Origin of the sequence: Pseudomonas sp. LLC-1, assembly GCF_002992185.1 — a bacterium.
Lineage (GTDB): Bacteria > Pseudomonadota > Gammaproteobacteria > Pseudomonadales > Pseudomonadaceae > Aquipseudomonas > Aquipseudomonas monteilii.
Map to the genome: position 1 here is coordinate 231,156 of NZ_LUVY01000018.1, position 22,248 is coordinate 253,403.

Here is a 22,248-nt window from a genome sequence, read left to right on the forward strand (position 1 = left end):
GCGCTGGGGCCGAATGCTACTTTGGAAGGAAACTGCGGGGTGCGTTGGTAGAAGGTACCGTGGATTGCTGAAGCATTTGCATGGTCAGTGCGGGCCTCATCGCCGGCAAGCCAGCTCCCACAGGGACCGCGCATAGCTTGGGGAAGCTGCGGTCGAGGTGGGAGCTGGCTTGCCGGCGATGGGCTGCAAAGCAGCCCCCGAGACCATCCCAGGTTTTAGAAGAAGCCCAACGGATTGATGTCGTAGCTCACCAGCAAGTTCTTGGTCTGCTGATAGTGGTCAAGCATCATCTTGTGGGTCTCACGCCCCACCCCCGACTTCTTGTACCCGCCAAACGCCGCATGCGCCGGGTACAGGTGATAGCAGTTGGTCCACACGCGGCCAGCCTTGATCCCACGGCCCATGCGATAAGCACGGTTGATATCGCGGGTCCACAGGCCGGCACCCAGGCCAAACTCGGTGTCGTTGGCGATCGCCAGCGCTTCGGCTTCGTCCTTGAAGGTGGTCACGCCCACCACCGGCCCGAAGATTTCCTCCTGGAACACGCGCATCGCGTTGGTGCCCTTGAGCAGGGTCGGCTGGATGTAGTAACCCGTGGCCAGGTCGCCTTGCAGCCGCTCAGCAGCACCACCGGTGAGCAGCTGCGCACCCTCTTCCCGGGCGATATCCAGGTAAGAGAGGATCTTGTCGTATTGCTGTTCCGAGGCCTGGGCGCCCACCATGGTCTCGGTGTCCAGCGGGTTGCCCCGGGTGATCTTGGCAATTTTCTTCATCACCTCGGCCATGAACGGCTCGTAGATCGACTCCTGGATCAGCGCCCGCGACGGGCAGGTGCACACTTCGCCCTGGTTGAAGAACGCCAGCACCAGGCCTTCGGCGGCCTTTTCGATGAACGCGGGCTCCGCCTGCATGATGTCTTCGAAGAAGATGTTCGGCGACTTGCCGCCCAGTTCGACAGTAGACGGGATGATGTTCTCGGCGGCGCATTTCATGATGTGCGAGCCCACCGGGGTGGAGCCGGTGAAGGCGATCTTGGCAATGCGCTTGCTCGTGGCCAACGCCTCGCCAGCCTCACGGCCAAAGCCCTGGACGATGTTCAGCACGCCGGCCGGCAGCAGGTCGGCAATCAGCTCGGCAAAAATGGTGATCGACAGCGGCGTCTGCTCAGCCGGTTTGAGCACTACGCAGTTGCCGGCAGCCAGGGCCGGGGCAAGCTTCCAGGCCGCCATCAGCAGCGGGAAGTTCCACGGGATGATTTGCCCGACCACACCCAGCGGCTCGTGAATGTGATAGGCCACGGTGCCTTCGTTGATCTCGGCCGCACCGCCCTCCTGGGCACGAATGCAGCCGGCGAAATAGCGGAAGTGGTCGGCCGCCAGCGGCACGTCGGCATTGAGCGTTTCGCGCACGGCCTTGCCGTTGTCCCAGCTTTCGGTAACGGCCAGCACCTCCAGGTTCTGCTCGATACGGTCGGCGATTTTCAGCAGCACCAGGGCGCGGTCCTGCACCGAGGTCTTGCCCCAGGCTTCAGCGGCGGCATGCGCAGCGTCCAGCGCCCGATCGATGTCCTGGGCGGTGGAGCGCGGGAATTCGGCGATCGGCTGACCATTGACCGGCGAGCTGTTGGTGAAGTACTGGCCAGCCAATGGCGGCACGAACGCGCCATTGATGAAGTTGCCATAGCGTGGCTTGAAGGACACGACGGCGCCTGGAGTTCCGGGTTGTGCGTAGATCATGCTGAGCCTCTGTGGGTCGATGCCTGTCCAGCGACAGGCGATGCAGCGATGGTAAAAAGCCCCGCGTGCCAGGCGAATGCATCGTTGGCAGCGGGGCTCTCCTCATTTGGTAGTAGGCGGCAGGGCCGCAGCCTTACGGCTTGGCGCTGGCCGTTTGCTGCAACTGCTTGGGCAGCTTGAAGGTCCAGAGCATGCCGCCCTGGTTGAAGTCCTTGACCCGCTTGGCCACTTCGCCGCCCCACAGCGGTACGGCGCCGCCCCACCCGGAAACCACCGACACATATTGCTCGCCGTCCATTTCCCAGGTCACGGGCGAGCCGAGCACGCCGGAGCCGGTCTGGAATTCCCAGACCTTGTCACCGGTCTTGGCGTTGAAGGCCTGCAGGAAGCCTTCTGGCGTACCGGTAAACACCAGGTTGCCCTTGGTGGTCAGCACCCCGCCCCACAGCGGCGCGTAGTTCTTGTGCCGCCACACTTCCTTGCCGCTGATCGGGTCGATGGCTCGCAGCACGCCAATGTAGTCTTCGTTGAGCGGCTTGATGGTAAAGCCAGCGCCGAGGAACGCCGCGCCCTTCTTGTAGGCAATGCCTTCGTTCCAGATGTCCATGCCCCACTCGTTGGACGGCACGTAGAACAACCCGGTGTCCTTGTTGTAGGCCATCGGCATCCAGTTCTTGGCACCGAGGAAGGCCGGCGCGACGAACACCGAGCTGCCTTTGGCCTCGCTACCCGGTGCGCCCGGGCGGCTGGCTTCGTTGTAGATCGGCCGCCCGTCCTTGTCCAGGCCGGTGGCCCAGGTGATCTTGTCGACGAAGGGGAAGCCACGGATGAACTTGCCGTTGGTGCGGTCCAGCACGTAGAAGAAGCCGTTACGGTCGGCGGTGGCGGCGGCCTTGATCTCTTTGCCGCCGTCCTTGTAGTTGAACGAGATCAGCTCGTTGACGCCGTCGAAGTCCCAGCCGTCATGCGGCGTGCTCTGGAAGTGCCACTTGATGGTGCCGTCGTCCGGGTTCAGCGCCAGGCGCGACGAGGAATACAGGTTGTCGCCAGGGCGAAGGTGCGAGTTCCATGGCGCCGGGTTGCCGGTGCCGAACAGGATCAGGTTGGTTTCCGGGTCGTAGTAACCGCCCAGCCACGGCGCAGCGCCGCCGGTCTTCCACAGGTCGCCTGGCCAGGTCTTGCCCGCCTCGCCGCCGGAGATACCGTTTTCGATGGCCTTACCGTCTTTGTACACGTAGCCCATGTGCCCTTCCACGGTAGGGCGCATCCACAGCAGCTCGCCGTTCTCCGGGTTGTAGGCCTGGATCTTGCCCACCACGCCGAACTCGCCACCGGCCACGCCGGTGATCAACTTGCCGTTGACGATCATGGGCGCGGCACTGATGGAATAGCCTTCCTTGTGGTCGGCCACCTTCTTGCTCCACACCACTTTGCCGGTGTCCTTGTTCAAGGCCACCAGCTTGGCGTCCAGCGTGCCGAAGAACACCAGGTCGCCGTACAGTGCCACGCCCCGGTTGATCACGTCGCAGCACGGGCGAATGTCATCCGGCAGGCGCGCATCGTATTGCCACAGTTTCTTGCCGGTGCGGGCGTCCACGGCAAACACCCGCGAGTAGGAGCCGGTCAGGTACATCACCCCGTCCTTGATCAGCGGCTGGGCCTGCTGGCCGCGCTGCTTCTCACCGCCAAAAGAGAACGCCCAGACTGGCCGCAGTTCCTTGACGTTATTGGCGTTCAGCAGGTCCAGCGGGCTGTAGCGCTGGCCCTGCACGCCCAGGCCATTGGTCACGATCTGCTGCGGGTTCTTCGGGTCCTGAAGGATTTCTTCATTGCTGACAGCGGCGTGGGCCGCGCCAGCAAGCAGCATGGCGCTGAGCACCAGGCTCACGGCGAACAAGGGGCGACGCGGGGATCGGGTCATGACGGCTACCTTTGGTTTTTTGTTGTATCCGGGAAAATTTCCCGGTGTGCCGGGAATTCTTGGTCCCGACCCGGTTGCCAACAATTGCCCGCAGTGCGGAGATTTCTAGTTCCTTGGTACAAGGCTGGCGGACGGTTCACTATCAACGCGCTGTAAACGCTGACGCTCATAACGCGGATACAGGTGACTGACGCTGCGAATCAACTCGTACCGCGTCAGGCTGATACCGGCAAATCGCTCGGGGATGGGGCTGCGGATCATCTCGGCCATGTCATCACCACGGGCCGCGCCGTCGCGCATCAGGCCGTCCAGCCAGCCCAGGTAGTCGCGCATCTGCGCAAAGGGCCGGGCATCGCTGGCAACCGGACCATGCCCCGGCACCAGCTGCTTCCAGGGCAGCGCTTGCAAGGTGTCCAGATCCTTGAGCCACACCTCCAGCCCCGGGCTGTTGGGCGTGGTCAGGGCACGCTCGTAAAACACCAGGTCGCCGGCGAACAGCACGCCGGTCTTTTCATCCAGAATCGCCAGGTCGGCACCGGTATGCCCGCCCAGGGCCAGCAGACGCAGCCGGTGCCCGCCGACCTCGTGGATACCCGCCTCCAGCACACGGGTTGGCAGCACGACTTCGGTGCCGCGCATCCAGTCGCCGACCAGGCGGTACATGTTCTCGGCCATGGCATCGCCCTGCTGGCGCAACAAATCACCGGTACCCGCCAAGGCCCCGATAGGCACATCGGTAAAGGCCTGGTTGCCCAGCACATGGTCGGGGTGATGATGGGTCAGCAGCACCTCCAGCACCGGCTTGTCGGTGGTGGCGGCGATGGCCTGGCGCAGCGCTTCGCCGTAGCGTTTCGAGGGGCCGCTGTCGATCACCACCACACCGCTGTCGGTGACGATGAACGCGGTATTGACGATATTGCCGCCGTTGCTCCTGGCGAAATTGTCGGTGCTGCCTTCCAGCAGCCAGGTATCTGCGGCTATTTGCCGAGGTGCAAGCCGATAGTCAAGGTCGGCCCAGGCCGGCAGGCCCAGGCACAGCAGCAACAAGGGTATCCAACGCATACAGGCGCCTCTGGTCACAGGTGAAGTCGGGCAACAGGGTCAGGGCACCGCCGCCTCGAACTGGTTGCCACTGTTGTCCTGCAGCACCAGCCGGGTCGGCCCGGGGCCCTGGATGTCGAACCCGAGGTTGGGGTTTTCGCTGACGGCCGGGTACAGCTCGAGGTGGGCCAGGCGCTGGCCGTTCGCATCCTGCAACTCGGCCTGGTTGAGGAAGAATTCGGGAATGCCGCTGACCAGGCCGTTATCCATCGGGTGAGCCACCTGCAGACGCACGCGGCTGCTGTCGCCACGCGGGTAGCGCCCGCCCAGCACTTCGCCGAGGTGCTCCTCCCAGCCAGGTTGCGTGCGCACCACACTGGGTGCGGTGCAGCCACCACCAGCGGCGTCGATCAGGGTCGAGCCGACGTGCCACAGGCCGTCACGCGTCTGCACCGCAGCGCGCAGCGGCGTGGCCTGTTCGATGCGGATGCGGATCGACAACCAGGGCAGCACACGCTCGCCGGGCTGGAAATCGACAATACGCGGCAAAGGGTTCAGCTCCGCCCAGGCGATGATACGTACCACATCGCCAGAAAACGCCCGGGCATCGATCTCCAGCGGCACCTGGCGTGCGTCCTCGGCAAACGGCGGCGCCAGCAGCTTGACCCGGTCGTCGAAGACGAACGCGGCCTGGCCCAGTAGCTGCTTGTGGTAGAAGTCCCACATTACCGAGGGTACCGGGTCTGTCTGGGTACCTTGCGTGGCCGCCAGGGCCGCACAAGGCATCCAGCAGGCCAGCAAAAAAGTCGCTCGCCAGTTCATGGCCTGCTCCTATTGATACATCTCCGGGACCTCGTAACGCAGGCCGTAAGCGGCATACATGGCCTTGAGCCGGCCATCACGGATCATCGCTTCGAGGGCTTCCTCCACGGCATAGGCCAACTGGCGATTGCTTTCATGCACCGCCATGCCAATCTCCCAGGCCTGCTTGCCCAGGTTGGGGTAGGCGTTTTCCGCCAAGGCCAGTTGCGGGTCGCCAGCCTGGTGCAGTTGCCAGTCAACCTCGCCGCGCATGGCCATCACCGCGTCCACCTGCCCGGCCTGCATCGCGGCGAACGCCTGTTGCACACCGGGGTAATGATGGGTTTTGGCACTGAGCATGCCGTTGAACACCGACGTCAGGTAGAACGACGGCACGCTGTCTACCTCGACCCCGATGGGGTGCTGCTGGAACACCGCCACACTGGCCACCGATGCCAGTCGACGGCGGTCGTACGCGACTTGCCAGCGCTCTTCCTGATAGGGGCCGAACATCACCACCTGGCCGTTTTCCAGCTCGCCCACCTCGTTGCGTTTTTGCGCATAGTCGTGGTCGTAAGGCACCCGCATCATCAGGTCGGCCAGCTGCTGGTGGCGCAGCGGGCTGCCGCGCCAGATATAGTCACGCAGGTCATCGTCGAGCTTTTCCCCGGGCGGCGCCCAGATCAGATGCAGGCGCACCCCCATGGCCGTGGCCAGGGCCTGCGCCAGCTCCACATCCACACCGCGGGGCTTGCCGTGGTCCTCGAAACTGTAAGGGGCAAAATCCTTGTACACCGCCACCTTCAACTCGCCGGCAGCGATGATCGCGTCATAGTTGCGCACCTGCGCCTGGGCCGCAGCGCAACACAGCAGCAGGCCACTCAACAGCACCGCCCACAGACGCATGGCCGTCACTCCTCGACGTGCACGCTGTCCAGATAGGTACGTACCGCCCACAAGGCTTCCTGGCTCAGGTAGTCGGCCATCTTCGGCATGTACACGCGGCCGTCGCGAACCGCGCCATGGCGTACCCGCTCGACGAACCACTCATCGCCCGCCTCACCCGCATCGAGCATGCGCAGGTCGGGCGCAATGCCACCGGATTTGGCTTCAAGGCCATGGCAGGCGGCGCAGTTCTGGTTGTAGGCAGAGGCACCGATTTCCACGGCCTTGTCGTGCTCCGGCGAAGTACGGTACGGGTTGACCGCCGCCCAGCCGTCGCCGTCCAGGCTTACGCCAGCGTCCTTGATCGGGGTCAGGCCCTTGGTCTCCACTGCCTGGGGCACCACGTTGCCATGAGCCCAGGCCGTACCGCTCAGCACAGCCGCAGCCAGCAGCCCTGTAGCCAGCAACACATTGCGTTTTGTTGTCATTGTTATGCCCTCACCATTGCACGCAAAGCCTCAACCACAGAGGCCGTGCCGCCATCTTAAAAACAGCCCGCAGGCGGCCGAATGCTGCTTTGGTGGCCGGGCCTTACTCCCTTGGTAGTAGGGCTTGTGGTGAAGGGCCAATTGAGGTGCCGCTCGGGAACTCTTCCCGGCAAGGGCGGGATATTTTCCGTATCCGCCCAAGGCTGCATCGCCGCACCCTGTGCAGGCCAAAACCTCCACAGGGAACTGCAACCATGACAACAAGAACGCTACCCGCCCTTTCCCCTCTGGCCCTCAGCGTGCGGGCCCTGCTGCTGGCCGGTAGCCTGGCCCTGAGCAACGCGGCCATCGCGGCCACTCCCCCAGCGGCACCTGCCGGCAAGAACGTGACCTGGGAAGACATCGCCAACGACCACCTGACCACCAAGGACGTGCTGCAATACGGCATGGGCACCAACGCCCAACGCTGGAGCCCGTTGGCCCAGGTCAACGACAAGAACGTATTCAAGCTCACCCCGGCGTGGTCCCATTCCTTCGGTGACGAGAAGCAGCGCGGCCAGGAATCCCAGGCCATCGTCAGTGACGGCGTGGTCTACGTCACCGGCTCCTACTCGCGGGTATTCGCCCTGGATGCCAAGACCGGCAAACGCCTGTGGACCTACAACCACCGCCTGCCCGACAACATTCGCCCGTGCTGCGACGTGGTCAACCGCGGGGCGGCGATCTACGGCGACAAGATCTACTTCGGCACCCTGGACGCGCGGGTCATCGCCCTGGACAAGCACACCGGCAAGGTGGTGTGGAACAAGAAGTTCGGCGACCACAGCGCCGGCTACACCATGACCGGCGCCCCGGTGCTGATCAAGGACAAGACCAGCGGCAAGGTGTTGCTGATCCATGGCAGCTCCGGCGATGAGTTCGGCGTGGTTGGCCAGCTGTTCGCCCGCGACCCGGAAACGGGTGAAGAAGTGTGGATGCGGCCCTTCGTCGAAGGCCACATGGGCCGCCTGAACGGCAAGGACAGTACCCCGACCGGCGACGTCAAGGCGCCGTCCTGGCCAGATGACCCAACCACCGAGACCGGCAAGGTCGAAGCCTGGAGCCACGGCGGCGGCGCCCCTTGGCAAAGTGCAAGCTTCGATGCCGAGACCAACACCATCATCGTCGGCGCTGGCAACCCAGGCCCCTGGAACACCTGGGCCCGCACCTCCAAGGATGGCAACCCCCACGACTACGACAGCCTCTACACCTCGGGCCAGGTGGGCGTCGACCCGAGCACCGGCGAGGTGAAGTGGTTCTACCAGCACACGCCAAACGATGCCTGGGACTTCTCTGGCAACAACGAGCTGGTGCTGTTCGACTACAAGGACAAGGACGGCAAGGTGGTCAAGGCCACCGCCCACGCCGACCGCAACGGCTTCTTCTACGTGGTCGACCGCAACAACGGCAAGCTGCAGAACGCCTTCCCGTTCGTGGACAACATCACCTGGGCCAGCCACATCGACCTGAAAACCGGTCGCCCGGTAGAAAACCCTGGCCAGCGCCCGGCCAAGCCGCTGCCGGGTGAAACCAAGGGCAAACCGGTGGAAGTGTCACCGCCGTTCCTCGGTGGCAAAAACTGGAACCCCATGGCCTACAGCCAGGACACCGGCCTGTTCTACATCCCCGGCAACCAGTGGAAGGAGGAGTACTGGACCGAGGAAGTGAACTACAAGAAAGGCTCGGCGTACCTGGGCATGGGCTTCCGCATCAAGCGCATGTACGACGACCACGTCGGCACCCTGCGGGCGATGGACCCGACCACCGGCAAGCTGGTGTGGGAGCACAAGGAGCACCTGCCACTGTGGGCCGGCGTGCTGGCCACCAAGGGCAACCTGGTGTTCACCGGCACCGGTGACGGCTTCTTCAAGGCCTTTGACGCCAAGACGGGCAAGGAGCTGTGGAAGTTCCAGACCGGCAGCGGCATCGTTTCGCCACCCATCACCTGGGAGCAGGACGGCGAACAGTACATCGGCGTGACCGTGGGCTACGGCGGCGCCGTGCCGTTGTGGGGCGGTGACATGGCTGAGCTGACCAAGCCGGTGGCCCAGGGTGGTTCGTTCTGGGTGTTCAAGATCCCGAGCTGGGACAACAAGACCGCGCAGCGTTGACCGCCTGAGGTGAAGCATTACTGGGGCTGCTTTGCAGCCCATCGCCGGCAAGCCAGCTCCCACACGGACCATGCAGTTCTCAAGACTTGCGCTGTACCTGTGGGAGCTGGCTTGCCGGCGATGGGTCGCAAAGCGGCCCCATAGCGGTTATCTCCTATTCCGATGAGAGCCTTTCGCCATGAACTACCTGCCATTTGCCTTGCTGTTGGTACTGTCCCCCGCCATGGCGGTGAGTACCGACGACGATGGCAACGATGCCCCCCTGACCGTCAACGGTTGCGTGATTGCCGAAGCCAGCCAGTGCCCGGGGGCCAACCTTCGCGGCGCCAACCTGGCCAACCAGGACCTGCGCAAGATGAACCTGGCCGGCGCCGACCTGCGTGAGGCCGACCTGCGCCATGCCCGGCTGGACCTGGCCAACCTGGAAAAGGCTCGCCTGCAAGGCGCCAACCTGACCCGCGCCAGCCTGCAGCAGAGCAACCTGCGCTTGGCTGACCTGAGCAATAGCAAGTTGGTCGCCATCCAGGGCTGGGGCATGTTCGCCCAAGGCGCGCAGTTCGAGAAAGCCGACCTCGGCGCGGCCTACTTGCAGTTTGCCCGGCTGTCAGGGGCAAAGATGCACCAGGCCAACCTGCAGGCCGCAGACCTGGAAATGGCCTGGCTGAGCAAGACGGACCTGCAAGAGGCCAACCTGGGGGACGCTAATCTGCAAGAAGCCAAATTTGGCCAGAGCAACCTGGAACGCGCCGATTTGCGCGGGGCACGGCAGCATTACGGGAATTTTCAGGAGGCCAACATGGAGGGGTGCAAGGGGTGCCCTGAAACCTGGGACAAATGAGCGCAGTTAGCTGGGGCCGCTTTGCGGCCCCAATAAGCGCAGCCAAAACACCTCAGCCCGCCACCCTCACCACCCCCAGATCAATCCCCAGATGTACCAGCTCGGCATGCGAGCTGACCTGCAACTTGCTCTTGAGCAAGGTCAGGTGATTGGACACAGTCTTGCCACTGATACACAGCTGCTCGGCAATCACCCGCGCCGGGGTGCCTTTGGCCAACATCGTGAAAATCTCCAACTCACGCTGGGTCATGCGCTGCAAACGCGGGTCATTGGCGCTTTGGTGTGACGTGCAAGCCAACTGGGTAGCCAAAGGCTGTTCGATGTAAGCATGCCCGGCCAACACCCGCTGCACCGCCTCGATCAACACCTCGGGCGCCGAGTTTTTGGTCAGGTAACCCGAGGCCCCGGCTTCAAGCGCCTGGCGCACCAGCGGCAGCTCATCGTGCATGCTGAAAAACAGCACCCGCAACTGGGGCAGGCGCTGGCGCAGGCGGCGGGTGGTTTCAAGGCCGCTAATGCCAGGCAGGCCAAAATCCATGATTACCAGGTTAGGCACTTGCTCCTGAACCCGGGCCAAGGCCTCTTCGCCACTGGCAGCCTCACGTACTTCCATCGTGGGCAACACCGCCCGCAGCAGGCTGGCATAGCCCTGGCGGACCACGGCATGGTCATCGACCAATACAATATTCATCACACCTCCAAGGGAATGTTCAGAGCCAGTGCCCAGCCAGCCCCGGGGCGGCTGAAAATGCGCAGTTCGCCCCCCAGGCTGCGGGCGCGTTCGGCCATCGAATGCAGGCCTACGCCGGGCCGTTGCGGCTGACGGGCTCCGCAGCCATTGTCGCGAATCAGCAGGCGCAGGCCCTTGGCGCTGCGCTGCAGACGTACCCGCACCTGGCTGGCACCGGCATGCCGGGCGACATTGGTCAGCGCCTCTTGCAGCAACCGGTACAGGTGCGTGCGGCTCGCCCCGGGCAACGTTGGCAAGCGCTCGCCAACCTGGAGGCGACAAGCGATACCCTGGCTGGCCTGCCACTGGTTGACGAGCAGGTCGAAGGCTTCAGCCATCGGCATGTGTTGCAACGCCACCGGATACAGGTCACGCACCAACGCACGAAAGCCCTGTTGCAGGCGTTCGCAATTGAGTGCCAGGGCTTGCGCCGTCTGTTCCACCACAGTCGGCTGGTCGGCCACCATGCGCAACAGGCAGACCTGGGCACGGATACCTGCCAGGTATTGGCCAAGGTCGTCGTGCAGCGTCTGCGCCAAGTGGGTGCGCTCCTGCTCCTGCACTGCCAGCAGGGCCTGCGTCAGTTGCGTATTGTCGGCCTGGGTCTGCTCCAGGGTGGCGGCCATGCGGTTGAAGTGTTCCGCCAGCTGACGGGCCTCCGGCAGGCCGGCCTCGCGCAGGCGGGCCGTCAACTGCCCGCCCGAAACCTGACGCAAGGCTTGCAGCAGCTCATCCAGCAAACCCATGCCACGCCGTACCGCCCAGCGAATGGTCAACAGGCTCAATAGCAACGCCAGGCCGAACAAGCCGAGCAGTTGCTGCAAGGCATCCCAGACTTCGTCGATCTCATCCCGCGCATCTACAGCAATCAGCACCCGGGCCCCGTCATTCAGGTCCAGCAGCCGGCTGCTACTGTGCCGCTCACCCAACAGCTGGCGGCCCAGCCAGGCATCCAGGCCGCTCTGCGCCGGTAGCTGCGGTGCTTCCCCCACCGCCAGCCAGTGTACCCGCACATGGCGCAGGCTCTGGGTCAGCCGTGGTTGCAGGCTTGCCGGGTCACGTTCGGCGGTGTCGCCGAGGTAAGCCACCACGGCTTCGGCAGACTGCAACTCACGCTCAACATCCGCCACCGCCTGGTGCAACAGCACGCCGGCACAGGCCAGCGTCACCAGGGCGAAGCAGCATGTGACCCAGAGGTTGATCCGCCACAGGGCCGACAGGTTGACAGGGCGCACAGGCGATTCTCCTTGAGCGTTGTAGCCCATCGTGTTTCCCATCGTAAAGCCGCAGCACCTACGCCGAATTACTACCTTGGTACCGGCCGGGCGCTACTTTCTGCATATTTCCCCCTCCCGGTGGGCTTCCTATGCTGGCGCCATCTGCCGTGGAGTATGTTATGCGCCAGCCTGCCCCTCTTGCCCTGACCTGCCTGCTGGCCCTGGCCGCAGCGCTGTGCGCACCGCTGGCATCCGCCGCAGAACCCTTGCAGGTACGCATCGGCTACCTGAGCTATCGCCCCGACCCAGGCCCGTTGTTGTCCAACATCATTCCCGAGCCTGCCGATGCCGGGCTGCAAGGCGCGGAACTGGCGATAGTCGACAGCAACAGCACGGGGCGCTTCCTGAAGCAGCAATTCCAGCTGGCCAAGGCCACCGCCGACAGCCCCGAAGCCTTGCTGCAGGCGGCCAAGGCTCAGCACGACCAAGGCCTGCGGCTGTTCGTGGTGAATGCCCCGGCCGCCAGCCTGCGCGCGTTGTCTGCCGCCCTGCCCGACAGCCTGCTGTTCAACGCCGGCAGCCCCGACGACAGCTTGCGCAGCAGCCAGTGCCTGGGCAATGTGCTGCACAGCCTGCCAAGCCGGGCCATGCTGGCCGACGCCCTGGTGCAGTTCATGGTATTGCGCAAATGGCAGCGGGCACTGTTGGTGGTCGGCCAGACCGAAGACGACCAGGCTTACGCCGCCGCCCTGCGCAGGGCAATGAAGCGCTTTGGTGTGCAGCTGGTTGCAGAAAAAGCCTGGACCTTCGACAACGACCAGCGCCGCAGCGCCCAGGCCGACATGCCGCTGTTCACGCAAACCGCCGAATACGACGTGGTGCTTGTGGCGGACGAACGCGGCGACTTCGGCGAGTACCTGCCCTACCAGACCTGGTACCCGCGCCCGGTGGCAGGCACCCAGGGGCTGACCCCCACCGGCTGGCACAAGACCGTGGAAACCTTCGGCGCCGCGCAGTTGCAAAAACGCTTCGAAGCCCAGGCCGGGCGCTGGATGAACGACCGTGACTTTGCCGCCTGGATGGCCGTGCGCAGCGTCGCCAGTGCAGTCAGCAAACTGCGCCAGACCGAACCACATGCGTTGCAGCAACTGCTGCTCAGCGAGCAGTTGCCGCTGGACGGGTTCAAGGGCCGCAAGCTCAGCTACCGCCCGTGGAACGGCGAACTGCGCCAGCCAATCCCGCTGGTACAGCCGCGCGCCCTGGTCAGCACCTCGCCGCAGGAAGGTTTCCTGCACCCCTTCAACGAAATGGACAGCCTGGGCTACGACAAGCCCGAAGTGACCTGCAGCTACCCCTGACCCGATCACCACAACAATAAGGAATTCGCCATGCGCCGCCTCTTTCACAGGGCCCTGCTTTGCCCCAGCCTGCTATCGGCCGCCCTGGCACTGGCCAGCGGGCATACCATGGCTGCCACTGCCTGGGTCTCCAACGAGAAAGACAACAGCCTCAGCCTGATCGACATGCAAACGCTTGAAGTCACCGACACCTTGCCGGTCGGCCAGCGCCCGCGCGGCCTGCTGCTGTCCCACGACAACAAGTTGCTGTACATCTGCGCCAGCGATTCGGACCGGGTGCAGGTGATGGACGTGGCCACCCACAAGATCATCAAGGAGCTGCCCTCCGGCAAGGACCCCGAGCAGTTCGCCCTGCACCCCAACGACCGCTGGCTGTACGTGTCCAACGAGGACGACGCGCTGGTGACAGTGATCGACACCGTCACCGACAAGGTGCTGGGGCAGATCGACGTCGGCATCGAACCCGAAGGCATGGCAGTCAGCCCTGACGGCAAATGGGCAGTCAACACCAGCGAAACCACCAACATGCTGCACTGGATCGACACCAGCACCCAGACCCTGGCCGACAGCACCCTGGTCGATCAGCGACCACGCTTCGTCGAGTTCAACAAGGACGGCTCGCGGCTGTGGGCATCGGCGGAAATCGGCGGCACGGTGACCATTCTCGACGTGGCCACGCGCCAGGTACTCAAAACCCTGAACTTCCAGATCAAGGGCGTGCACCCGGACAAGGTCCAGCCGGTGGGCATCAAGCTCAGCGCCGATGGCAAGTACGCCTTCGTCGCCCTGGGCCCGGCCAACCATGTGGCGGTGATCGATGCCAACACCTACGAGGTGCTCGACTACCTGTTGGTCGGGCGACGTGTCTGGCAGCTGGCGTTCACCCCGGACCAGAGCCAGTTGCTGGCCACCAACGGCGTCAGCGGCGATGTTTCGGTCATCGATGCGAAAAACCTCAAAGTGCTCAAGTCGGTGAAGGTCGGGCGCTACCCCTGGGGTGTGGTGGTCACACCATGAACGCCCTCGACGTCAGTGACGTAAGCTTTGCCTATGGCCAGCGCGCGGCACTCAAACAGGTCGGATTCAGCCTGGCGCCCGGGCGCTTCGCCGCGTTGCTGGGCCCCAACGGCGCTGGCAAATCGACACTTGTCGCCCTGCTTACCCGCCTGTACGACCTGCAGCACGGCGACATCCGCGTAGGCGGCTGCTCGCTGCGCAATGCCGCACGCCCGGCTTTGCGCCAGCTGGGCGTGGTGTTTCAGCAAAGCACCCTCGACCTGGACCTGACCGTTGAACAGAACCTGCGCTACCACGCGGCGCTGCATGGCCTGTCGCGGCACCAGAGCAACCAACGGGTCGACGCCGAACTGGCCCGTCAAGGGCTGGGCGAACGTCGGCATGAGCGTGTTCGTGCGCTGAACATCGGCCATCGGCGCCGGGTGGAGATTGCCCGCGCCCTGCTGCACGAACCACGCCTGCTACTGCTTGACGAAGCCAGTGTCGGCCTCGACCCGGCCAGCCGTCTGGCGCTCAACCAGCACGTACGACGGTTGTGCCGCGAGCAGCAGCTCAGCGTGCTGTGGACCACCCACCTGCTGGACGAGGTCCAGCCCAGCGATGACCTGCTCATATTGCATCAAGGCCGCCTGGTAGCACGCGGTACCGCCGACGCCCTGAGCCTGGAGCACGGTGGCGACCTCGACAATGCCTTTGCCCGGCTGACCAGCGCGCCCTCAGGAGCCAACGCCCAATGAACGCTTACTGGCAATGTTTCAACGGCATCATGCTGCGCGAATGGCTACGCTTCGTGATGCAGCGCACGCGCCTGCTCAGTGCGCTGGTGCGCCCGCTGCTGTGGTTGCTGGTGTTCGCCGCCGGGTTTCGTGCGGCCCTGGGCATTGCCATCATCGAGCCCTACGACACCTACATTCCCTACGAGGTGTACATCATCCCGGGCCTGGCCTGCATGATCTTGCTGTTCAATGGCATGCAGGGCTCGCTGTCGATGGTGTATGACCGGGAGATGGGCAGCATGCGCGTGCTGCTGACCAGCCCGTTGCCACGGCCGTTCCTGCTGGGCAGCAAGCTGTTGGCGACCGCGTTGATTTCCCTGCTGCAGGTGTATGCCTTCCTCGCCATCGCCTGGCTGTACGGCGTACAGCCGCCCGCTGCGGGCCTGCTGCTGGCGCTGCCGGCAATGCTGCTGGTAGCGTTGATGCTCAGCGCCCTGGGGCTGCTGCTGTCGAACGCTATCCGCCAGCTGGAGAACTTTGCCGGGGTGATGAACTTCGTGATCTTCCCGCTGTTTTTCCTGTCGTCGGCGTTGTACCCGCTGTGGAAGATGCGCGAGGCCAGCCAGTGGCTGTACTGGCTGTGTGCGGTGAACCCGTTCACCCATGCCGTGGAGCTGGTGCGGTTCGCACTGTATGAGCGGTTGAACCTGCTGGCACTGGCTGTATGCCTTGGCTTGACCATGCTGTTCACCCTGCTGGCGATACTCACGTTCAACCCCCAGCATGCCGCGCTGCGCAAGCCGCGCTGAAGCCGCCTGCCTGGGGCTGCTTTGCGGCCCCCTGTTCATGAGCAGCGCCTACTACTTTAGTACTGCCTTTGCTGTCTGATCGTCGCATTCACAACACACCACCGCTGGCATGTAATGGGCCTATAACAAAAAGGATAAAACCATGCCACGTGCCCCGCGCCCTTTGCTGGCTGCCCTTTCGCTGTGTCTGTCACTGGGTATCGCCCAGGCCGACACCACCCCGCTGTTTTCCGCCGAAGGCTACCGCGCCACCCTCTACCGCAGCCCGACCCCGCAACAGGTCGAGGGCGGCCAGGTCATCGACACCGCCACGCTGCAAAAGCTGCTGGCACACAGCCCCAGGCCCGTACTGATCGACGTCTATCGCCGCCAATGGCTGCAAGGCCAATTCATCGAAGATGAACCGCACGCCAACCTCCCCGGTAGCCTTTGGCTGGCCAACACCGGCGACGGCGAGCTGAGCCCGGCCTGGCAGGACTACTTCGTGCGCAACCTGCAAAAAGCCACTGCCGGGCACCCGGAGCACCCCCTGGTTTTTTATTGCCGCTCCGATTGCTGGTTAAGCTGGAACGCGGTAAAACGCGCTAAAGCCCTGGGCTACAACAACCTGTACTGGTACCGCGACGGCCTGGACGCCTGGCAGCAGGCCAACCTGCCGCTGCAGCCAGCGCAACCCGCGCCCTTTCCCTGAACTGCCTGCAAATGCGTGCCCCGCCCCCTCCAATAAAAACAAGGTGAAAAGGCCATGTACAAAATTTTGATTGCCGACGATCACCCGCTGTTTCGCGAAGCCATCCACAACGTCATCAGCGATGGCTTCCAGGGCAGCGAGGTCATGGAAACCGCCGACCTGGACAGCGCTCTGGCCCTGACCCAGGCGCACGACGACCTCGACCTGATCCTGCTCGACCTGAACATGCCCGGCATGCACGGACTTAACGGCCTGATTACCCTGCGCAACGAGGCGCCGACCACCCCGGTGGTGATCGTTTCGGCCGAGCAGGAAAAGCAGATCGTGCTGCAGGCCATCACCTACGGTGCCGTGGGTTTCATTACCAAGTCATCGCCCCGTTCACAGATGATCGAAGCGATCGAGCAGATCCTCAACGGCAATGTCTACCTGCCGCCGGACATCATCCGCGCCCAGAAAAGCAGCACCGGCCGGCGCCACAACGAGGCGCCGAGCTTCCCACCGGAAATGCTCCAGGCCCTGACGCGCAAGCAATTGCTGGTGCTGGAGCGCATGACCAAGGGTGAGTCGAACAAGCAGATCGCCTACACGCTGGACATCGCCGAAACCACGGTCAAGGCCCATGTTTCGGCGATCTTGCGCAAGCTCAATGTGCATAATCGGGTGCAGGCCATCCTGAGTGCTGGTGATATTGATTTTGCTGACTACCTGCGGCGTTAACCTGTTCTGGCCTCTTCGCGGGCTCGCCCGCTCCCACAGGTATTGTGCAGGTTCGAAGCCTGTAGAATTCCTGTGGGAGCGGGCGAGCCCGCGAAGAGGCCAGCGGCTATGTCATGCTGCCGGCCAGCAGATGACTCATCGCCGTCTTGAGCTTCATCGGCCGCACCGGCTTATGCATCAGGGTGTGGCCCAGCTCGCGAATCTGCTGCTTGAGGTCGTTGCTGTAGTTCGCGGTAATCATCAGCGCCGGTAATGGCTGGGTGCGCCGGGCATTGATCCGCGCCACGGCGTCGACGCCGTTGCAGTCGTTGTCCAGATGGTAATCCGCTATCAGCAGGTCGGCTTCGGCATGGTAGTTGTCCACCTGCCGCGCCAGGTCTTCCTCCGACAGCGCCGTGACCACCCGGCAGCCCCACCCCTCCAGCAAGGTGCGCATGCCGGCGCAAATCGCCGCGTCGTTATCCAGCACCCACACCCGCGCACCGCGCAGGCGTTCAAGCATCGGCTCGCTGACCACCTGGCTCGGCTGGGTTTTGGGCGCGGTGGTGCTCAGTGGCACTTCGACGGCAAATACCGAGCCTTTGCCAAGCCATGAACGTACCCGTATCCGATGCCCAAGGATGCCGGCGATCTTTTCTACAATCGCCAGGCCCAGGCCCAACCCGCGGTCCTGGTCCGGGCGCTGCACATCACCGCGCTTGAACTCCTGGAACATGTCGTCCAGGTGCTCTTCGGCAATGCCGATGCCACTGTCCCACACTTCGATCCGCAGGCCGCCACGCAGGCGCCGGCAGCCCAGCACCACACGCCCGCTGCGGGTATAGCGAATGGCATTGCTGAGCAGGTTGCGCAGGATCCGCGCCAGCAGCTGGATGTCACTGCGCACCACCGCCGAGCAACCCACGAAATGCAGTTCAAGGCCTTCACTGCGCGCCACCTGTGCGTATTCGGCAGCAAGGTTGTCCATCAGTTCGCGCAGGGCAAACGGGGCGACATCGGCTTTGATCACCCCGGCATCGAGCTTGGAAATGTCCACCAGGGTGCCGAGCAGGTTCTCCACATCTTCCAGCGAATTGCTGACGTTACGTACCAGGTGGGCACTGTCTTGCGGGTCGCGGCGCTCCAGCAATGCGCTGGTGAACAGCCGCGCCGCATTCAGCGGTTGCAGCAGGTCGTGGCTGACCGCTGCGAGGAACTTGGTTTTCGACAGGTTGGCCTGTTCGGCCTCGCGCTTGGCCTCGCGCAGGCGAGCCTCGGCTTGGCTTCGCTCTTCGATTTCACGCAGCAACTGGTCGTTGAGGCTGGTCAGTTCGGCGGTGCGTTCACGCACCCGCTGCTCCAGGTGCTGATAGGCCTGGTGCAGCGCCTGGGCAGTGTTGCGCCGCTCGGTAATGTCGCGGATCAACACGAAGATGCCCACCACCTCGCCGCTGGCCAGGCGGTTCGGCACGTAGGAGCGCAGCATGTAGCGTTCCTGGCCATTGATATTGGTTTCGGCAAATTCGAAGGTGACGCTCTCCCCCGCCAGCGCCCGCGCCACATAGGCTTCCAGGCGCTGGTAATGCTGTTCGCTGTGGGCCTCGCGCAGGCTCTGGCCAAGCATTACGCCGTGGGGCCAGCAATACCATTCTTCATACACCTTGTTGGTGAACTCGTAGACCAGATCGGCGTTCAGGTAAGCGATCAGCGCCGGTACATTATCGGTAATCAGGCGAATCTGGTGCTGGTGGGCGGTCTCGGCCCGCTGCCGGGCCTCGCTGAGCAAGCGGTTGACGGCCTTGAGCTCGGCCATGGCCTGGTTCAGGGCATCGGTGCGTTCACGCACCTGCTCGGCCAGCACCACGGAATGCTGGAACGCCGCATAGGGGTCGTTGCCCCTTGTTACTCCAGACTCGATGCGTTCGATCAACGCACCGTTGATCCGCTGCAGCTTCTGGTTTTCGTGCTGCAGCCGGGTGACCTCGGCCTGCAGTTCAGCGCCCGACAGGAGGCCGGTTGCGGGCAATGGCGACCCCGGTGAAGGTCTGGTTGATGTGCATGCCATTGAACTGTTCTCCGTAGGTGTTGAAGCCGATCACCCGCTGCTCACGCAGAAACGCGCCGACCGGTTCCAGGCCATGCCGGGCCTCCAGTTCCAGCCGCCGCAGGAAGCAATCACAACCAATGGTCAGCAGCAGCGGCCCGAGGCGCTGACGCAGGCCGTCGAACAGCTGGTGCAGGTTGGGCAATAGCGGGCCCGGGGTCATGGCCGTGAGCACGATGCCGTTTTCCACTGCACAGTAGAAACTCAGGCTCAGGTCCGGGTGCACCTGCTGGATCGCCCGCACGTAGTACTGGTCGTGAATACGTACAGCCAGCGGGTGGGCGGCGAACACCCGATGGTCAAGCGCAGCCACGGGTACGCCGATGTGGCGGGCGTACTCTTCGGCTGCGGGCTCGGCATTCAGTTCGAAAACCCGGCGCTGGGCGCTGTCGGCGCCGGTTACCACCAGCTTTTCCTGGCGCGGCAAAATGTGGTGCGTGGTGAACACTTCAAAATCGAGCCAGGTGTTGACCAGCACCACCACGGCCGCACCGTTGTGAAACGCGCCGCCGTAGTACACATGGGTGCGGGTGAGGTAGTTGTCGTCACCGGCTGAACCGCCAAAATGCGGGATATCACCCAAGGCCGCGCTGAGGGCGGCGAGCACCATTTCCTCACGGCTGGACAAGCCATCGAGCAAGGTCAGGGCAAAGCTGTGGCCCTTGATCGGTGCCAACGTATTGCTGCGGCAGGTGCCGACCAGGCGCTCGACCATCTGCTGCGCGTCGATCAGGCTGAAGTGCTCCATTTCATCGATCAGCGCGGTGGCGATGGAAAAGTGCCGGTGATCAAAGCCTACCGCTGTGACGCAGTTACGGCCGTACCCCTGGGGCGTGATTTCGCCGGCGCTGGTGCAACCGACCAGGCGGATGCCGCCGAAACCCTGCTCCAGGGCCTCGCCCAAGGCCTGCAAGTCGTATTCGGCGGAACAGAAGAACAGCACGAAACCCAGGTGCGGGTGCAGCAATTGCCGCGCCAGGTCCTGGGCGGCCAACCGGGCGTCGGTGGCCTGGGACATGGCGCTGACCACACCGTCGTTTTGAGCCTGCTGCATTGGGGTCTCCGGCGCGGGGTGGCTGAGTGGCAAGTGTACGAAGGTGTTTGCGGGGGACGAATGCTACTTGGGTAGCGGGTGGGCGGTTCCATGGGCGTAAATGGCCATTTCATTTGGGGCCGCTTTGCGGCCCATCGCCGGCAAGCCAGCTCCCACAGGGACCGCGTAAAGCCGGAGATCAGCACTGTACCTGTGGGAGCTGGCTTGCCGGCGATGGGCTGCGCAGCAGCCCCAAAAATCTACCAGGTCAACACCGCACCCACTGCAAAGGTATCGGTGTCTTCGTTCTGCGCACTGGTGTCATGACCATCGATGGAAAACTGGTTGTACTCGGCCACCAGCTTCAGGTTGTCATTGACGTCATGGAACAGTGCCACGCCACGGGTCTCGTAGTCCGCACCGCTGCCCACCGCGCCGTTGCCGTCGTCCTTGGTCTTGCCATACGACAAGGCAATGCGGTTCTTGCCGACCTTGTACGAACCCTGCAACAGGTAGCCGTCACTGTCGACGTTACGCAAGACCGGTTCGCCAGCGTTGTTGGTAAAGAACGGGTTGATACCCTTGGCCTGGAACCCCGAGCCGGTCAGCGACAGCCCGCCCATCTTCGCCTGCACGCCATAGCCAACACCTTTGGACGTGATCGTCTCTACCGTCGAGTCGGTGTTGTCGGAGGTCTGGTAGCTGCCGTTGACCCAGCTGTAGATCTGCGCCCCGCCCAGGTCGAACTGGTAGGTAATCTCGCTCTCGGTACGCGGGTTTTCCTGGTAGGCCTTGCCGGTCGGGCTGCTGTCGTTGGTGTCCACCGGGTCCATGATGCCCACCGCCACGCGCAGGCCGTCCATTACCGGGGTGCGGTAGGTGATCTGCGAGGTGGGGAACGGGTATGGGTAGCCACTGCCGATGTTGCCGAACGACACCCCGCCGCCGTCCACCAGCCCCAAGGTGTCACTGACCTGGCCGTAGCCGGCCAGCAGTTCGTCGAGCAGGATGTTGGAACGGGCGAACAGCCCGAAGTCCTTGCCGATCAACACCTCGCCCCACTCGGGATTGGCCACGGTGCCGTAGAACTGACGCACGTCGATGGCGGTGTCGGTGCCGTTGGTTTCACTGTCGTTGATGGTGACCCAGAACGAGGCACGTGCGCCGAGCTTCAGGTCATCCACCTGCTTGCCCATGTTGAAGCCCAGATAGTTGGGCAAGAAGCCCATTTTCACCCGCGACTGGCGGCGATCGAACTGCTCGCCTTCGCGGTCGACCTTGCTGTTGACGTAGAAGGCATTGATGTAGCCGTCGGTGGAAAAGGTGGTCTGGTCTTTGTCGTACAGCATGATCTCGGCTTCGGCGACGCCACTCAGGCCCAGGGCAGAAAAGCTGGCAATGGCGGCGGCGAGGAAACGAGGCGGCAGGTGCTTATTGTTGTTGTACATGGCGCGCTCCAAACAGGGGGACTGGATGTCGGAGGCGATTATCAGAAGTGGGTAAATGGCCGGGTACGCTGCTTTGGGGCGGGGTGTTGGGTGCTTTGGATTGGAGGGTGGGGTGCGATGATTTGGTGCTGGTACCAGGTTGGGGCAGGATGCAGGACTTAGGGTGTACGCATGAGTGACTGGCAAGTATCAATACACCTGAACGAAATAGGGCCGCTTTGCGGCCCATCGCCGGCAAGCCAGCTCCCACAGAGATGGACTGCCCCCCAAAAGTTGGACAGTTTTAGCCAGTGGTCTGAGTCCTGTAGCTCACAGGGCTCAGGCCATTGAGTTTCAGCCTGATGCGGTCATGGTTGTAGTAGTGAATGTACTCATCCAGTCCCGCTTTTAGTTCCTCGACACTCTCAAAGCGATTCAGGTAGAAAAACTCCGACTTGAGCGTGCCGAAGAAGCTTTCCATCGCCGCATTATCCAGGCAATTGCCTTTGCGGGACATGCTCTGCTTCACACCTCGTGCGGCAAGTTTGTGACGGTATTGAGCCTGCTGATAATGCCACCCTTGATCT

General features: G+C 63.4%; 20 protein-coding genes. 8 read left to right on the forward strand and 12 right to left on the reverse strand.

Annotation, left to right across the window (positions count from 1 at the left end; translation table 11 throughout):
- Positions 1-215: 215 nt before the first annotated feature.
- The 6 genes from A0O30_RS21035 to pedF form a co-directional block, all read right to left on the reverse strand.
- Entirely contained in the window at positions 216-1,736 is a 1,521-nt protein-coding gene (locus tag A0O30_RS21035) for an aldehyde dehydrogenase family protein (RefSeq protein WP_104834961.1), read from the reverse strand.
- Positions 1,737-1,869: 133 nt separating this feature from the next.
- Entirely contained in the window at positions 1,870-3,657 is a 1,788-nt protein-coding gene (pedH, locus tag A0O30_RS21040; RefSeq protein WP_105947860.1) for a PQQ-dependent alcohol dehydrogenase PedH, read from the reverse strand.
- A 105-nt stretch (positions 3,658-3,762) separates the two neighbouring features.
- Positions 3,763-4,719 (reverse strand): quinoprotein relay system zinc metallohydrolase 1, encoded by a 957-nt coding sequence (locus A0O30_RS21045; protein WP_105947861.1) that lies wholly within the window; start codon positions 4,717-4,719, stop codon positions 3,763-3,765.
- A 39-nt stretch (positions 4,720-4,758) separates the two neighbouring features.
- On the reverse strand, positions 4,759-5,520 hold the full coding sequence (locus A0O30_RS21050; RefSeq protein ID WP_105947862.1) for a quinoprotein dehydrogenase-associated SoxYZ-like carrier: 762 nt from the start codon (positions 5,518-5,520) through the stop codon (positions 4,759-4,761).
- A gap of 9 nt (positions 5,521-5,529) precedes the next feature.
- Positions 5,530-6,405 (reverse strand): ABC transporter substrate-binding protein, encoded by an 876-nt coding sequence (locus A0O30_RS21055; protein ID WP_105947863.1) that lies wholly within the window; start codon positions 6,403-6,405, stop codon positions 5,530-5,532.
- Between the two features lie 5 nt (positions 6,406-6,410).
- Positions 6,411-6,872: a cytochrome c-550 PedF gene (gene pedF, locus A0O30_RS21060; protein ID WP_016714301.1), complete on the reverse strand. Its 462-nt coding sequence runs from the start codon at positions 6,870-6,872 to the stop codon at positions 6,411-6,413.
- Positions 6,873-7,126: 254 nt separating this feature from the next.
- Here pedF and exaA point away from each other — a divergent pair, with 254 nt between their 5' ends.
- Both exaA and A0O30_RS21070 read left to right on the forward strand, forming a co-directional pair.
- Positions 7,127-9,022 carry a quinoprotein ethanol dehydrogenase gene (exaA, locus tag A0O30_RS21065; protein WP_105947864.1) on the forward strand — a complete coding sequence of 632 codons (1,896 nt, stop codon included), beginning with the start codon at positions 7,127-7,129 and terminating at the stop codon, positions 9,020-9,022.
- Positions 9,023-9,200: 178 nt separating this feature from the next.
- Entirely contained in the window at positions 9,201-9,860 is a 660-nt protein-coding gene (locus A0O30_RS21070) for a pentapeptide repeat-containing protein (RefSeq protein ID WP_105947865.1), read from the forward strand.
- 52 nt (positions 9,861-9,912) lie between these two features.
- On the opposite strand, the gene A0O30_RS21075 is transcribed toward A0O30_RS21070, so the two are convergent.
- Complete coding sequence (locus A0O30_RS21075) at positions 9,913-10,551, reverse strand: response regulator transcription factor (RefSeq protein WP_105947866.1); 639 nt, start codon at positions 10,549-10,551, stop codon at positions 9,913-9,915.
- Entirely contained in the window at positions 10,551-11,825 is a 1,275-nt protein-coding gene (locus A0O30_RS21080; protein ID WP_105947867.1) for a histidine kinase, read from the reverse strand. The genes A0O30_RS21075 and A0O30_RS21080 overlap by 1 nt, the downstream gene beginning before the upstream one ends.
- Before the next feature lie 161 nt (positions 11,826-11,986).
- Here A0O30_RS21080 and A0O30_RS21085 point away from each other — a divergent pair, with 161 nt between their 5' ends.
- The 6 genes from A0O30_RS21085 to A0O30_RS21110 all read left to right on the forward strand — a co-directional run bounded on the left by A0O30_RS21085 (position 11,987) and on the right by A0O30_RS21110 (position 17,118).
- Positions 11,987-13,165 (forward strand): ABC transporter substrate-binding protein, encoded by a 1,179-nt coding sequence (locus tag A0O30_RS21085; protein ID WP_105947868.1) that lies wholly within the window; start codon positions 11,987-11,989, stop codon positions 13,163-13,165.
- 30 nt (positions 13,166-13,195) lie between these two features.
- Entirely contained in the window at positions 13,196-14,182 is a 987-nt protein-coding gene (locus A0O30_RS21090) for a YVTN family beta-propeller repeat protein (RefSeq protein ID WP_105947869.1), read from the forward strand.
- The gene (locus A0O30_RS21095; RefSeq protein ID WP_105947870.1) at positions 14,179-14,919 is read left to right on the forward strand and encodes an ABC transporter ATP-binding protein; all 741 of its coding nucleotides are present in this window, start codon (positions 14,179-14,181) and stop codon (positions 14,917-14,919) included. Before A0O30_RS21090 ends, A0O30_RS21095 begins: the two co-directional genes overlap by 4 nt.
- Positions 14,916-15,707, forward strand: a complete 792-nt coding sequence (locus A0O30_RS21100) for an ABC transporter permease (protein ID WP_105947871.1) — start codon at positions 14,916-14,918, stop codon at positions 15,705-15,707. Before A0O30_RS21095 ends, A0O30_RS21100 begins: the two co-directional genes overlap by 4 nt.
- A 142-nt stretch (positions 15,708-15,849) precedes the next feature.
- Positions 15,850-16,398: a PQQ-dependent catabolism-associated CXXCW motif protein gene (locus tag A0O30_RS21105; protein WP_105947872.1), complete on the forward strand. Its 549-nt coding sequence runs from the start codon at positions 15,850-15,852 to the stop codon at positions 16,396-16,398.
- Between the two features lie 54 nt (positions 16,399-16,452).
- Positions 16,453-17,118, forward strand: a complete 666-nt coding sequence (locus A0O30_RS21110; RefSeq protein WP_105947873.1) for a response regulator transcription factor — start codon at positions 16,453-16,455, stop codon at positions 17,116-17,118.
- A gap of 106 nt (positions 17,119-17,224) precedes the next feature.
- Here the strand turns inward: A0O30_RS21110 and A0O30_RS21115 are convergent, their stop codons facing one another.
- The 4 genes from A0O30_RS21115 to A0O30_RS21130 all read right to left on the reverse strand — a co-directional run.
- The gene (locus A0O30_RS21115; protein WP_371104903.1) at positions 17,225-19,162 is read right to left on the reverse strand and encodes a NahK/ErcS family hybrid sensor histidine kinase/response regulator; all 1,938 of its coding nucleotides are present in this window, start codon (positions 19,160-19,162) and stop codon (positions 17,225-17,227) included.
- Positions 19,092-20,255: a nitric oxide-sensing protein NosP gene (gene nosP, locus A0O30_RS21120; RefSeq protein ID WP_105947874.1), complete on the reverse strand. Its 1,164-nt coding sequence runs from the start codon at positions 20,253-20,255 to the stop codon at positions 19,092-19,094. Before nosP ends, A0O30_RS21115 begins: the two co-directional genes overlap by 71 nt.
- Positions 20,256-20,494: 239 nt before the next feature.
- A complete protein-coding gene (locus tag A0O30_RS21125) occupies positions 20,495-21,682 on the reverse strand; it encodes a porin (RefSeq protein WP_016714314.1) in 1,188 nt (395 codons plus the stop codon).
- A gap of 283 nt (positions 21,683-21,965) precedes the next feature.
- A partial coding sequence (locus tag A0O30_RS21130) for an IS3 family transposase (protein ID WP_146232420.1) occupies positions 21,966-22,248 on the reverse strand: 283 nt, incomplete at its 5' end.

What these genes read in the sequence shown, in the direction of transcription:
- A0O30_RS21075 (WP_105947866.1), bottom strand. Translation starts at nt 10,551, where the DNA reads ATGAATATTGTATTGGTCGATGACCATGCCGTGGTCCGCCAGGGCTAT.
- A0O30_RS21035 (WP_104834961.1), bottom strand. Translation starts at nt 1,736, where the DNA reads ATGATCTACGCACAACCCGGAACTCCAGGCGCCGTCGTGTCCTTCAAG.
- pedF (WP_016714301.1), bottom strand. Translation starts at nt 6,872, where the DNA reads ATGACAACAAAACGCAATGTGTTGCTGGCTACAGGGCTGCTGGCTGCG.
- A0O30_RS21085 (WP_105947868.1), top strand. Translation starts at nt 11,987, where the DNA reads ATGCGCCAGCCTGCCCCTCTTGCCCTGACCTGCCTGCTGGCCCTGGCC.
- A0O30_RS21050 (WP_105947862.1), bottom strand. Translation starts at nt 5,520, where the DNA reads ATGAACTGGCGAGCGACTTTTTTGCTGGCCTGCTGGATGCCTTGTGCG.
- A0O30_RS21125 (WP_016714314.1), bottom strand. Translation starts at nt 21,682, where the DNA reads ATGTACAACAACAATAAGCACCTGCCGCCTCGTTTCCTCGCCGCCGCC.
- A0O30_RS21055 (WP_105947863.1), bottom strand. Translation starts at nt 6,405, where the DNA reads ATGCGTCTGTGGGCGGTGCTGTTGAGTGGCCTGCTGCTGTGTTGCGCT.
- A0O30_RS21045 (WP_105947861.1), bottom strand. Translation starts at nt 4,719, where the DNA reads ATGCGTTGGATACCCTTGTTGCTGCTGTGCCTGGGCCTGCCGGCCTGG.
- A0O30_RS21090 (WP_105947869.1), top strand. Translation starts at nt 13,196, where the DNA reads ATGCGCCGCCTCTTTCACAGGGCCCTGCTTTGCCCCAGCCTGCTATCG.
- A0O30_RS21095 (WP_105947870.1), top strand. Translation starts at nt 14,179, where the DNA reads ATGAACGCCCTCGACGTCAGTGACGTAAGCTTTGCCTATGGCCAGCGC.
- A0O30_RS21070 (WP_105947865.1), top strand. Translation starts at nt 9,201, where the DNA reads ATGAACTACCTGCCATTTGCCTTGCTGTTGGTACTGTCCCCCGCCATG.
- A0O30_RS21115 (WP_371104903.1), bottom strand. Translation starts at nt 19,162, where the DNA reads ATGGCATGCACATCAACCAGACCTTCACCGGGGTCGCCATTGCCCGCA.
- pedH (WP_105947860.1), bottom strand. Translation starts at nt 3,657, where the DNA reads ATGACCCGATCCCCGCGTCGCCCCTTGTTCGCCGTGAGCCTGGTGCTC.
- A0O30_RS21100 (WP_105947871.1), top strand. Translation starts at nt 14,916, where the DNA reads ATGAACGCTTACTGGCAATGTTTCAACGGCATCATGCTGCGCGAATGG.
- A0O30_RS21105 (WP_105947872.1), top strand. Translation starts at nt 15,850, where the DNA reads ATGCCACGTGCCCCGCGCCCTTTGCTGGCTGCCCTTTCGCTGTGTCTG.
- exaA (WP_105947864.1), top strand. Translation starts at nt 7,127, where the DNA reads ATGACAACAAGAACGCTACCCGCCCTTTCCCCTCTGGCCCTCAGCGTG.
- nosP (WP_105947874.1), bottom strand. Translation starts at nt 20,255, where the DNA reads ATGCAGCAGGCTCAAAACGACGGTGTGGTCAGCGCCATGTCCCAGGCC.
- A0O30_RS21110 (WP_105947873.1), top strand. Translation starts at nt 16,453, where the DNA reads ATGTACAAAATTTTGATTGCCGACGATCACCCGCTGTTTCGCGAAGCC.